This window comes from Paenarthrobacter sp. CM16, from assembly GCF_013179505.1.
Taxonomy (GTDB): domain Bacteria; phylum Actinomycetota; class Actinomycetes; order Actinomycetales; family Micrococcaceae; genus Arthrobacter.
In genome coordinates, this window is the sequence record NZ_JABMCX010000114.1 from 2,396 (window position 1) to 14,634 (window position 12,239).

At 64.7% G+C, this 12,239-nt stretch carries 11 protein-coding genes, 1 tRNA gene, 1 pseudogene and 1 riboswitch; of the genes and pseudogenes, 6 read left to right on the forward strand and 7 right to left on the reverse strand.

The annotated features are described in order from the left end of the window. Nucleotides 1–397 (forward strand): annotated as a pseudogene (locus HP499_RS11785) (hypothetical protein); the annotation flags it as partial. 96 nt (nt 398–493) lie between these two features. Here HP499_RS11785 and HP499_RS11790 read toward each other — a convergent pair. Then, entirely contained in the window at nt 494–1,276 is a 783-nt protein-coding gene (locus HP499_RS11790; RefSeq protein WP_172324247.1) for an NlpC/P60 family protein, read from the reverse strand. 3 nt (nt 1,277–1,279) lie between these two features. After that, nucleotides 1,280–1,472: riboswitch (cyclic di-AMP (ydaO/yuaA leader) on the reverse strand. A gap of 150 nt (nt 1,473–1,622) precedes the next feature. Continuing rightward, on the reverse strand, nt 1,623–2,258 hold the full coding sequence (locus tag HP499_RS11795) for a copper resistance CopC family protein (RefSeq protein ID WP_172324248.1): 636 nt from the start codon (nt 2,256–2,258) through the stop codon (nt 1,623–1,625). Between the two features lie 114 nt (nt 2,259–2,372). On the opposite strand from HP499_RS11795, the gene HP499_RS11800 reads away from it, so the two are divergent. The 5 genes from HP499_RS11800 (at nt 2,373) to HP499_RS11820 (ending at nt 5,995) form a co-directional block, all read left to right on the forward strand. Further along, entirely contained in the window at nt 2,373–3,815 is a 1,443-nt protein-coding gene (locus HP499_RS11800; RefSeq protein ID WP_172324249.1) for an NCS2 family permease, read from the forward strand. 74 nt (nt 3,816–3,889) lie between these two features. Continuing rightward, nucleotides 3,890–4,840, forward strand: coding sequence for a formimidoylglutamase (gene hutG, locus HP499_RS11805; protein ID WP_172324250.1), 951 nt, complete (start codon nt 3,890–3,892; stop codon nt 4,838–4,840). A gap of 57 nt (nt 4,841–4,897) precedes the next feature. Next, nucleotides 4,898–5,377: a hypothetical protein gene (locus HP499_RS11810; RefSeq protein WP_172324251.1), complete on the forward strand. Its 480-nt coding sequence runs from the start codon at nt 4,898–4,900 to the stop codon at nt 5,375–5,377. A 176-nt stretch (nt 5,378–5,553) separates the two neighbouring features. Continuing rightward, nucleotides 5,554–5,624 (forward strand) — tRNA-Cys (locus HP499_RS11815). 149 nt (nt 5,625–5,773) lie between these two features. Then, the gene (locus tag HP499_RS11820) at nt 5,774–5,995 is read left to right on the forward strand and encodes a hypothetical protein (protein ID WP_172324252.1); all 222 of its coding nucleotides are present in this window, start codon (nt 5,774–5,776) and stop codon (nt 5,993–5,995) included. 125 nt (nt 5,996–6,120) lie between these two features. On the opposite strand, the gene HP499_RS11825 is transcribed toward HP499_RS11820, so the two are convergent. The 5 genes from HP499_RS11825 to HP499_RS11845 form a co-directional block, all read right to left on the reverse strand. After that, nucleotides 6,121–6,369, reverse strand: a complete 249-nt coding sequence (locus HP499_RS11825) for a hypothetical protein (RefSeq protein WP_172324253.1) — start codon at nt 6,367–6,369, stop codon at nt 6,121–6,123. A gap of 199 nt (nt 6,370–6,568) precedes the next feature. Beyond that, on the reverse strand, nt 6,569–8,161 hold the full coding sequence (gene hutH, locus HP499_RS11830; RefSeq protein ID WP_172324254.1) for a histidine ammonia-lyase: 1,593 nt from the start codon (nt 8,159–8,161) through the stop codon (nt 6,569–6,571). A gap of 4 nt (nt 8,162–8,165) precedes the next feature. Further along, nucleotides 8,166–9,932, reverse strand: coding sequence for a urocanate hydratase (locus tag HP499_RS11835; protein ID WP_172324255.1), 1,767 nt, complete (start codon nt 9,930–9,932; stop codon nt 8,166–8,168). A 172-nt stretch (nt 9,933–10,104) separates the two neighbouring features. Beyond that, a complete protein-coding gene (locus HP499_RS11840) occupies nt 10,105–10,911 on the reverse strand; it encodes an IclR family transcriptional regulator (RefSeq protein ID WP_172324256.1) in 807 nt (268 codons plus the stop codon). A gap of 158 nt (nt 10,912–11,069) precedes the next feature. Then, on the reverse strand, nt 11,070–12,239 hold a 1,170-nt coding region (locus HP499_RS11845; protein WP_172324257.1), incomplete at its 5' end, for an ALF repeat-containing protein.

Below are 12,239 nucleotides of genomic sequence, written 5' to 3' on the forward strand. Positions count from 1 at the left end.
TGATTTCCTTGGCTCCGACCCATCCCAGCAGATCGGCTACGGACTGGCTGCCAGCATGACCACTGCCGGGCTCAGAACGGGGCTCCACGCCTCCGGTCCACTCGAATCCACCCGCCGTCAGTGGGCCGTGCACACTGCCAACGGGGTCCTTCTGGCCGACCATATTGTGGTGACGCGCTGCGCACAGAGTCAGTTGCGCCGCATGCTGGCCGAACTGGGCATAGCGATCGGGCAGAATCTGGTGGCCGCCATGCGGGCCGTCGGGATGCACTTGGTGGGAGTCGGGGAACTCATTACGCCCACACCCAAGGAAGTGCTTCGCCAGGCAAAGGCTGTGGGCCAGGCGATATCATCCAAGGTTGCCCTCCCGGCAGGCCCGGGCATCGCTACCGCCTAGGACTCTGAACTTTAACTCACATTATTTACGCCAAAGGCCGGTGTCCTCGAAGATTGGTTCTTCGAAGACACCGGCCTTTGAACTGAAGCGTGAGGCTTATGCGCCAGCGCGTACGTAGGTCAGGGGACCCGTTGCGGTCAACCAGCTGATGGGGTGGATGCCCGTCTGGTTGCCGTTGATGCCACCGCTGATGGCCTGGCCATTGCCGATGTAGATGGCAACGTGGCCGGACTGGACGATCATGTCGCCGGGCTGGGGCGAGCTGACAACCTTGCCGTAGTTCATGAACTGCATGGGACCGAGGTCGCCAACAGGAATGCCTGCGGAACCGAGGGCCCGCTCCACCATGGCGGTGCAGTCCTGCATGATGCCGATCTGGGCGTAAGCCGAGGCAACCATGGCAGCGTTGACGCCACCGACGGCCGGGGCTGCAGCAGGAGCCGGAGCCGGAGCCGCGGCCGGAGCGGCAGCAGCAGCCTTGGCAACAGGAGCCGTTGCAGCTGCAGTGGTAACTGCAGCCTTCTTGGCGACGGGAGCCGGAGCAACCGGAGCCGGCTTCTCGATGACCGGAGCTGCTACGGAAGCAACAGCGGGGCGCTCGAAGTTGACGGTAGCCGTGGCCAGTGCGGTCACAACCTGGGTGGGAGCCTCGGAAACGGTCTCAGCGACCGTTGCAGGGCTGGAATCCCGCTGAACCGGAGCTTCAGCTGCGTGGGCAGCAATGGAGCCGGTCAGGACAAGGCCAGAGGCTGCTGCGATAACAGCTGCCTGGCGGCCAGCGCCGGAAGCGTTGCTGGCGACTGCCTTGGAGATGGAGATGAACGGATTAGGACGTACGCTGTCCGCCTTACGACGGCCGCGAAGAATGCGTGAAGACATGAAAGAGCCTCTCCCGATGCCTGCGAGGTTAGCTGTCGGATTCGGATGGGAGTCACCCGGCCACTACGCCCCGCTGTAACGCGGAAGCTTCGTGACTTCACCCCAAGGCACGCTCGAAAGCGACCTAAAATGGGTTCCCCGTCTCTGCCGTAAGGTTTGTCTGCGAACGGATTCCGGACTGCGGCAGAGCTAGGCAATCAGGCCGGAAGTGCCCGCTACGTGGAACAGGCACAGGTACAACCGTACGCGATGATCACGCCGAAGTCACATTTAAGTAACGAGAACTGCGCTTCTGGCGTGTCGTGGTGACCATTTCGAGATCTTCGCAGCTACGTAGAAAACCCTGTTATTCCGCGGCAGAATCGCCCTCAGAGTCATTTGACGCAGCCAGTTTCCGGCGTGCAGTAACGGCCAGAAAAATAACGAGACCTACAGCAACCACGGCCAGTCCCACGATGCTCCACGGGAAGGGCTGGGAGGCATCCGCTGCCGGTTCACTGCTGCCGGTTCCAGGCGCCCCGGTTCCAGCGGTCGGCACCGCTGCGGAGGATGAAGCCGGGGCCGGCGTCGAGGCAGCTGCCGAAGCGCCTGCCGACGTCGTGCTTCCCGCGGTGGCCGTGAACGTAAAGGTGCCTTCAATCGGGTGGGAATCGCTGCTGACAACCCGCCAGACCACGGTGTACTCGCCGGCGGGGGCGCCTTCACGCAGCTTTTGAACCGCCTGGTTGTCAATGATTTCAACGGGGCCGTCGGCCCAGTTTTCGCCACCCGCCGTGACAGTTATGCCCGAACCGATGGCAAGCGGCCGGTTGTTGAAGGTAATGGCGACCGACGCCGGCACTTCCGTCACAGCGGCACCGTTGGCCGGCGTCGTGGATTCGGCGACGTCGTGGGCGGACGCCGGAGCCGCCGAAAACAGCAGGGCGGACACGAAGGCAAGAGCAGCAACGACGGCGGCCAGAAGCGGGCGGATGGTACGCATGGGGCGGTTTCTCCTAGTGTTGGCTTCCTTACAGACTAGGCGAATCGTCCGGAGGCCCTTTACCGGACCGCATAGGATTTGAAAGCACACTCCCCTCGATCCCCGGAGTCCTTCATGCTTAAGCAAGGTTCGGCAGTAGACCGCTACTTCAAAATTACTGAACGTGGATCCACGTACTCACGGGAAATCCGTGGCGGCTTCGCGACGTTCTTCGCCATGAGCTACATCGTGGTGCTGAACCCATTGATCCTTTCCGGGGCTGATTCGAGCGGGGCATCCCTTGGTTTCACTGCCGTCGCGGCCACCACGGCGTTCGTAGCGGGCATCCTGACCATCCTCATGGGCGCGTGGGCCAAACACCCGTTCGCCGTAGCAACGGGCCTGGGCGTCAACGCCTTTGTGGCCGTCACCGTGGCCTCGCACCCGGAACTGACCTGGCCGGACATGATGGGCCTTGTGGTGCTGTCCGGCGTCACCATGCTCATCCTGGTGCTGACAGGATTCCGAACCGCCGTATTCAAGGCCGTTCCGGAAGCCCTGAAGACTGCGATCGTGGTGGGCATTGGCCTCTTCATTGCACTGATTGGCCTGGTCAATGCGGGATTTGTCCGCCGCATTCCCGACGCCGCCGGCACCACGGTTCCCCTGGGACTCGGCGTGGACGGCAAGCTCATGGGCTGGCCTACCCTGGTGTTCGCAGTGGGCCTTATCCTGACCATCGCGCTGGTGGTCCGCAAGGTCCGCGGCGCCATCCTGATCGGCATTGTGGTTTCCACTGCACTGGCCGCCATCCTCGAATTCACCCTCCACATCGGCCCCAGCTTTGACGGCAAGAACGTCAACCCCCGCGGCTGGTCCCTGGTTGCTCCCACCCTTTCGGAGTGGGGCGCCCCGGACCTGTCCCTCATCGGCAAGGCCAACCCGTTCGGCGCCTTTGAACACCTCGGATTCATTGCGGCGGCACTGCTGGCATTCGTGATCCTGTTGAGCATCTTCTTCGACGCCATGGGCACAATGGTGGGCCTGGCCAACGAGGCCGGAACCGTGGACAAGGACGGCAACATTCCCAACGTTGACCGTGTGCTCCAAGTGGATGCCCTCGGCGCGATCGTAGGTGGCGGCGCTTCGGTTTCCTCCAACCAGATCTTTGTTGAGTCCGGCGCAGGCATCGGCGAAGGCGCCCGCACCGGCCTCGCCTCAATCGTCACCGGCTTGCTGTTCCTGGTGGCCATGTTCTTCACGCCCCTCATCAACCTTGTCCCGTTCGAAGCCGTCGCCCCGGCGTTGGTGGTAGTGGGCTTCATGATGGTGTCCCAGGTGGGCAAGATTGATTGGCAGGACTGGGGCGTCGGCATCCCGGCCTTCCTGACCATCTCCCTCATGCCGTTCACGTACTCGATCGCCAACGGCCTCGGCGCCGGCTTCATCTCCTACGTCCTGATCCGCACCTTCCAAGGCCGCGCCCGTGAAGTCCATCCCCTGATGTGGGCTGTGGCCGCGGCGTTCCTCCTGTTCTTCGGGATCGGAACTGTGGAGGAGTTGTTGGGCGTCAAGTAGGGAAGTCCGGGATTCCGGACACCCGGGTGATTGGCTCGCTGGTTTTAGTGCCCGCCTTCGGGTGTGCTTAAGGCATGGAAACCAGCAGCATCCCCACTGTCGACGTCAGCCCCACACCCTGGACGGGCCGCTTTGACGGAGACGACGCCGAACACCGGCGCTGGTGGCAAGCGGTAACACCGCTCACGTCCTCCGCGTCGGCAACGGCCTCGCGCCCCGCCGTCGTGCTTGGTTTTTGCAGTGACGCCGGAGTCCTCCGCAACAAGGGCCGCGTGGGTGCTGCCGCTGCTCCTGCCGCCATCCGAGGGGCGCTGGGTCCCCTGGCTTTCCACCTCGACCGTGACGTGTTCGACGCCGGGGATGTAGTGGTGGAGGACGACTCACTGGAAGCGGGCCAACAGCGCGCCGGACGCGCCATTTCGGGATTGCTCGACGCCGGCAACCTCACCGTGGTGCTGGGCGGCGGGCACGAGACCGCGTTTGCCAGTTACCTTGGCGTGGCAGGTTCTGAAGCGGTTCGTGGCAAAAGGCTCGGCGTACTGAACCTGGACGCCCACTTTGACCTGCGCGACGAGCCCACGCCGAGCTCGGGCACGCCGTTCCTTCAGATGGCCCGCGCAGAAGCTGCCGAAGGGCGCGAACTGCAGTACGCCGTCGTCGGAATTTCGGAGCCCAACAACACGCGGACGCTCTTCAACACAGCCGAACGCCTGGGTGTGAAGTACCTGCTGGACGAGCTGTGCACCCCCGAGGCCTTGGAGGTTTTTGTTGCCGGCTTCCTGGCCGGGGTGGACGTGCTGTACCTGACCATCGACCTCGACGTCATGCCGGCGTCGGTGGCTCCGGGGGTGAGCGCCCCTGCTGCTTACGGTGTGCCGTTGCCGGTGATCAGCGCGGTCTGCCGCCAGGTTGCTGCGAGCGGGAAGCTGCTGCACTTGGACGTCGCGGAGCTGAATCCGGAGTTCGACATAGATTACCGCACCGCAAAAGTGGCAGCCCGCCTGATCAACACCCTGCTCGCTTAGCGACACGTTTGAAAGGGCCTGTTCCTCCACATAGCCTGTGTGGAGGAAAGGACAGCGATGCGCACACCCCTTGTGCAGGAGAAGTGGGCTTGGGTCGCAGGGCTGGCAGCGGTCGCCCTGGGATTGGCCGCGCATGCCCTGGCCGGCGGCAGCATCCCCGCCATTCCCGTCCTCCTGGCCTTCGCCGCACTCTCCTGCCTGGCAGCCCAGCTCATCGCCCGCTGGGTCCATGGACCTTTGGTGCTCCTGTTTCTGTCCGGCCTGGCCCAGCAAGTGCTGCACCTGGGTTTCGACGCTTTCGGAGGATACTTTCCCGGCAGCGGATTCTTTGACCACCTGCACGGAGAACAGGCGGTGGCGGACGTACCGGCCGGCACCGCGACCAGTGGCGGCGACGTCCACCTTCTTCTCTATACCCACATGGCTGCGGCCATCCTGACACTCCTGATCGCCGTGGGGGTGACCAAGCTGGCGGGGCGGCGCTCCGCACGGGGTGAATCCACGGATCCCGCGCTTGTCCGTGACACCCGCCCTTGAGCGGTATGCGTCCGCGAACAAGCCCGGGGTTGGCCGTTCACTGGAGGCAGCCCGGCGCAATCTTCACGTCCCCGGACGTCTCCAATTCTTAGCCGGGCGACACCATTCGTAGCCCTGGGAAAGCTCGGGACATGAACTTTGCCGGGCCCGCTTGGGTGCACCTAGTGTCGTTGGCACGTGGTGTACCCAAGAGGCCAGGGAGCTGCCTGCAAAGCAGCGCACGCGGGTTCGAATCCCGCCACCACGTCTTTGGAGTCCCGCCGCCGGGCGCGCCCGCACCCGCGCCGCATGTGAGACCCACGTCACCGAAGTGCTGGTCATCTTACAAATTTTCGGGCGCGACCACTATGATTGATGGGTCGCCCTCGCATGCGGCACGTAATAGGAGGCACCCCCATGACCCCTGCAATGATTGCAGAACGCGAAATTCGCCTGTCCTTTTCCAAGGCAGACGAAATCCACGACGGACTCGACCGCGCCGTGGATGCCCTGATCGAAAACGCAGCAGCAGATGCTAACTGCGGCATTCTGGTGACCCGGCACGAGCCCGGCACCTACACCGTGGCTCTGGACGAATCCGTTCCCTTCGGTCAGACCCGCGAAGTACGCGCTGCCTGATACCCCAACGTATTCCGGGCCAGCGACGCCAAAAACCGGGGCTCGTTCCCTTGCCGCATCTACTACCCGCGGAAAGGGAACGAGCCCCGGTTTCTGTTTAACAAGTACCTCGAAGGTAACTGCAGCTATGCCCGGCGGAGAGTGACGCCGTCGGACTTCATGAACAGTTCCTTGCCCTCTTCGGTGACGCCGGGGCCCGAGTGCTCAAGCCACACCACGTTTCCGCTGCTGGAGATTTCCTCGACCCTGCCGGTGGCGATCACGTGGGCGTATTTGACCACTTCCACCGCCTCGCCAACTGCCAGCGTCTTCCAGTCGGAAACCGTAGCCGTGTGAGCGCTTCGCCTGGACAGGACTGCTCCGCGTGCCTTCATTGAACTTCTACCCCTTTGTGGATGTTCTCTGTTGTGTATTGAGTTGTGTGAACGGTTGACCGTCAAGCCCACAACACCGTTGTTGTGGACGTGACGTACACCATAAGTTTTACTACATTTGCCACGCCCCGGTCATTGCGTTGCGAACAAAGACCGGGACGTGGCAAATATGCCCATCAGATGAGCGTTTTATTCGACGTCAGGCCAAAACCCCGACGGCGGATTCGGCGGCCGCCCGGACCGCGCCGGAGCCAACCAGACGGTCAGCCGCTTCCAGTTCCGGAGAAAGGAACCGGTCCGTGCCCGGTCCCTGGACCACTTCGCGAAGCACCTCAAGCACTGCCGTACCGGCAGGACCGGGGGTGAGTTCGCCGTCGGACATTTGCGTGCGCATGTCGATGGCGCGGGCGCTGGTGACAAGCTCGACGGCGAGCACGCGGCGAAGGTTCTCCACGGCCTTGCGCAGCTTCCGGGCAGCGTGCCAGCCCATGGACACGTGGTCTTCCTGCATGGCGGAGCTCGGGATGGAGTCCACCGACGCCGGAACAGCGAGGCGCTTGTTGTCCGAGACCAAGCCGGCCTGCGTGTACTGGGCGATCATGAGGCCGGAATCGACGCCCGGATCACCGGCGAGGAAGGCCGGCAGTCCGTGCGAGCGTGCGGGATCGAGCATGCGGTCGGTGCGGCGCTCGGCGATGGAACTGAGGTCCGCCACTGCGATGGCCAGGAAGTCCAGGACATAGGCCACGGGGGCGCCGTGGAAGTTGCCGTTGGACGTCACGCGGCCGTCCGGGAGGACCACCGGGTTATCGATTGCTGCGGCGAGTTCGCGGGAAGCAACCAGTGCGGCGTGGTCCACGGTGTCGCGGACAGCGCCGGCAACCTGCGGGGCGCAACGCAGCGAGTAGGCGTCCTGGACCTTGGTGTCGTTGATCCGGTGGGACGCGACGATCGGCGAGTTGGACAGCACACGCAGCATGTTGTCCGCGCTGGCAGCCTGGCCCGGGTGCGGCCTGAGTGCGGCATGGAGCTCCGGCAGGAACACCTGGTCCGTGCCGAGCAGCGCCTCGACGCTGAGCGCGGCAGTGACGTCCGCCGTCGCAAGCAACAAACGGATGTCCGCGATGGCCATCAGGAGCATGCCGAGCATGCCTTCGGTGCCGTTGACGAGGGCCAGGCCCTCCTTCTCGGCGAGGGTAACCGGCTCGATCCCGTGCTGCGCGAGCAGCTCAGCAACAGGGGGCTTGCCTGCGGTTCCGTACAGTTCGCCGTCGGGTCCTGTTGCTTCGCCTTCGCCCATGAGGACCAGCGCGCAGTGGGACAGCGGCGCGAGGTCGCCCGAGCAACCCAGCGAGCCGAACTCGCGGACCAGCGGGGTGATCCCGGCGTTGAGGACATCCACCATGGTCTGCAGGACCACGGGACGGACGCCCGTGCGGCCGGAAGCCAGGGTCTTGGCGCGGAGGAACATGATGCCGCGGACCACTTCGCGTTCAACGGCCGGACCCATGCCGGCGGCGTGGCTGCGGATCAGCGACTTCTGCAGCTGGGTGCGGAGGTCGTTGGGGATGTGGCGGTTGGCCAGCGCGCCGAAGCCCGTGGAGATGCCGTAGGCCGGGACGTCGCTGGTGGCGAGATCGTCGATGTGGGCACGGACCTTGGCCACGTTGTCCAGGGCGTCCTGGGAGATGGTCACCTTGGCGTCGTGGCGGGCAACCGCGACGACGTCTTCCGGAGTGACGCCACTGGAACCAAGGGTGACGGTGAGCTGTTCGTTCGAGGTAATGGTCATGTTCTTACTTGCTCTCTGCGGATTCGTTCATGGGGATGCGGACGCCGCGTTCGTTGGCGACCTCGACGGCGCGGTCGTAGCCGGCGTCGACGTGGCGGATGACGCCCATGCCGGGGTCGTTGGTCAGGAGCCGTTCGAGCTTCTCTGCGGCGAGGTCGGTTCCGTCAGCAACGGAGACCTGTCCTGCGTGCAGGGAACGGCCAATGCCGACACCGCCGCCGTGGTGGATCGAGACCCAGGTAGCGCCCGAAGAGGTGTTGATCAGGGCGTTGAGCAACGGCCAGTCCGCAATCGCATCCGAACCATCGGCCATGGACTCGGTCTCACGGTACGGAGACGCCACGGAACCCGAATCCAGGTGGTCACGGCCGATCACGATCGGAGCCTTGACCTTGCCCTCCTTCACCAACTGGTTGAACAGCAGGCCGGCCTTGGCGCGTTCGCCGTACCCGAGCCAGCAAATACGTGCCGGCAGGCCCTCGAACTCCACCCGATCCGCAGCAGCATCGAGCCACTTGTGCAGGTGCTTGTTCTCCGGGAACAACTCCTTGATTGCCTTGTCCGTCACGGCGATGTCCTCCGGGTCCCCGGACAGGGCAACCCACCGGAACGGGCCAAGGCCCTCGCAGAACAACGGGCGGATGTAGGCCGGGACGAAGCCGGGGAACTCAAACGCGCGCTCGTACCCGCCCTTACGTGCCTCATCACGGATGGAGTTGCCGTAATCAAATACCTCAGCACCGGCGTCCTGGAACTCCACCATCGCCTGGACCTGCCGGGCCATGGAAGCCTGAGCCTTCTTGGTGAACCCTTCCGGATCCGCCTCGGCCTCGGTGTGCCACTCGGCCACCGTGATGCCCTCCGGCAGGTAGGACAAAGGATCGTGCGCGCTTGTCTGGTCCGTGACCACATCGAACGTCACTTCCCCGGCCTTGTGGCGGCGCAGCAATTCCGGAAACACCTCAGCGGCGTTGCCCACGTAGCCCACGGACCAGCCACGACGCTCGTCCTTGGCCTTCTGGACCTTCGCGATCGCGGCATCCAAGTCCGTCTCCACCTCGTCCAGGTAGCGCTTGCCGGCGCGGCGACGCAGACGGGTCTCGTCGACGTCGACAATCAAGCAGGCGCCGTCGTTCAACGTCACCGCCAGCGGCTGCGCACCGCCCATGCCACCGCAACCACCGGTCAAGGTCAGGGTCCCGGCCAGCGGGCCCTCGGAGGAACCCGCAGCGGCAGCGCCTTCCAAAGACGGCGCCGGGTGACGGGCGGGGTTCTGTCTGGCGGCAATCAGCTTATTCCCGACGGCGGCGAAGGTTTCGTACGTGCCCTGCAGGATGCCCTGGGTGCCGATGTAAATCCAGGACCCGGCCGTCATCTGCCCGTACATCATCAAACCCTCAGCCTCGAGGCGGCGGAACTCAGGCCACGTCGCCCAGTCCCCCACCAGGTTCGAGTTCGCCAAAAGCACCCGCGGCGCCCACTCATGGGTGCGGAACACACCCACCGGCTTGCCCGACTGCACCAGGAGAGTCTCGTCCTTCTCCATGGTCTCCAGGGTCCGGGTGATCGCATCGAACGCGGCCCAGGAACGGACAGCACGGCCCGTGCCGCCGTAAACCACCAGGTCATCCGGGCGCTCAGCGACCTCCGGATCAAGGTTGTTCATCAACATGCGCAACGGCGCCTCGGTCTGCCACGACTTGGCAGTGAGCTCAGTACCCCGGGCGGCCTTGACCGGACGGGCACCAGTGGTGAAATCGGCGGGTGCCATGGTGACTCCTTCGTCTGTGGGAAGTAGGTGGTGGAAAGATCTCCTGCTTCTACTAAAGCCCCTTTATCCCGGGGCCGGAACGGCTTTTGGGATGGTGCTGTCCGGGATTACAGACGCGCCCAAACCTTGCCTGGACGAAGTCTCCAGCATCCAGGGAGGACCTTATGGAAACTTACTGCCCAGGCCGCCCATGGATCCGGACGGAGAGTTCGTCGGCGGCCTTCCGGATCCGCGCAGCCAGCACCGGCCATTGCTCAGCGGGCACTTTGTCCTCCAGGAACGTGACGGCGACTGCCGCCGTCGGCCATCCCACATGGTCTGTCACAGCGGCGGCGATGGAGCCGAATCCCGGCGTGACTTCGCCGTTTTCCGTGGCGTAGCCACGCTGCCTCACCTGATCCAGATGGGAGGACAAGGCCGAATATTTCATGATGGGAAACTCCACCTCGTGCCTGGAAGTGAAGGCAGCCGCGTTGGGGTACAGGGCGCGGACCTGCGACTTCGGGAGGGCGGCCAGGATCGCCCGTCCGGAGGCCGTGAGGTGGCTGGGCAGGCGGACTCCGACGTCGGTCACCAGGCTAGGGCGGTTCTTGGCGCGCTCCTCCACGATGTAGAGGACGTCGCGGCCGTGGAGCACCGCAAGGTGGGCGCTCTCGCCGATCACGTCCACCAGCGATGCGAGCATGGGCCGGCCCAGCCGGGACAAGGGCTCCTGGCGGGAGTACGCGGAGCTCAGTTCAAACGCGCTGATCCCCAGCCCGTACCGCTGCTCCTCGTGCAGGTGCAGGACAAAGCCGTTGGCCTCCATCACGCCCAGCAGGTGATAGACGCTGGAACGCGGCAAACCCAAGGCCGTAGCAATATTCGACGCCGCCATGGGACCCCGGCGCGAGGCCAACAGTTTCAGGATTCGCAGCGTATTCTCGGCCGCAGGGACTTTGGAGGTGGCCTTGCCTGGTGCTACTGGCGACGTTGTCATGGTTCCTCACTGCTCGGGTCCTGGATGAGCGGACACGATGGCTGTCCGGTATCCCGTACCCAAGCGTGCACCCTCTGGTGTCGCGCAGCCAACCTGCCACCCCGGGTAGGTGTCTGGGATACCAGAACGACCCCCAGCTGCCTGCGGCTTGGGTGAAGCTACGGCTTGGGTGAGTCCTTGGGCGTGGACGCGGCGGTGGACGCCGCGGCGGGCGCCGGCACTGGGGCTTTCCGACGCAGCAGGAACGTAATTGCCCCGGCTGCGGCCAGAACCAGCGCCACGATCAGGCCGATGGTCCAAGGTCCCATCCCAGGCGAGGAAGCTGCCAAGGGGGCGGCCGCCTCTTGCGACAATGACTCCGCCGTGGCCGATTCGCTGGGCCACGTAGCTGCCGGCGGAACGCTGGCGTCCGTGATGTCGGGGCGCTCGGCGGCAACAGGCTCGCCGTCCGGCGCCTCACCCGTGACGGCCAGCGCGACGGCGGGAACCGGCGCCTGCGGCCACGGCACCACGGTGGGAGCTGCTGCGAACAATTCGGACGAGTCACCCCTCGGCACATTCAGCGGGAGCTTACCGCGAGCCTGCTCGGCCGCCGCTGCGGCCCTGGCTGCCTCTGCTTGGCGCGCAGCTTCAGCGGCCCTCGCAGCTTCCGCCTGACGCGCAGCTTCAGCGGCCCGCGCAGCTTCCGCGGCCCTCGCAGCGTCGGCTGCTATACCGGCGTCGAGCGCTGCCTTGTCCGCCAGTGCCGTGAGTTCGGCGATCATGGCATCAACCGACGCCACATGTGCTGCGGTGGCTTCGTCGCGCTTGAGGGCAGCAAACTGCCCCTTGGCGGCGAATGCCCGAAGATCCGCGCGACTGCCTTCGAGGGCCACTGTAGCTGCTGCCCGAAGTTCCGGCCCGGCCTTGTCCAGGGATGCGTAGGCAAGGATGCGGTTGTCCAGATCCTGCGCCGTAGCGAACCCGTACTCCAGGAAGTAGCGGACTTCTGCGTGGTTGGTGGAGCCCAGGGCGAGGTCTGCCGCCTTGTTAACGTGGCTGCCACCGAGGCTCAGCAGCTGGTACACGCGCTGGCGGTCCGCCCCGAAAGCCGATACTCCGCTTGAATCCTTCTCAATGGCCTCGTCGTGGCCCTTGGCTATAAAACTCTTGATCGCTGTGTCGCCGCCCAGCAGGGCCATCTTGGCGGCTTTCTTCACCTCTGGCGTGCCCACCAGCGCGAGATCCAGCGTGGCTTGGCGGGCTTCCTTGATCAGGGCTTCGGGATCGGCATCAGGCGCCGAAAGGGCAGCCAGAAGTCCCGGCAATTCCTTGGCTGCAGCGGCAAA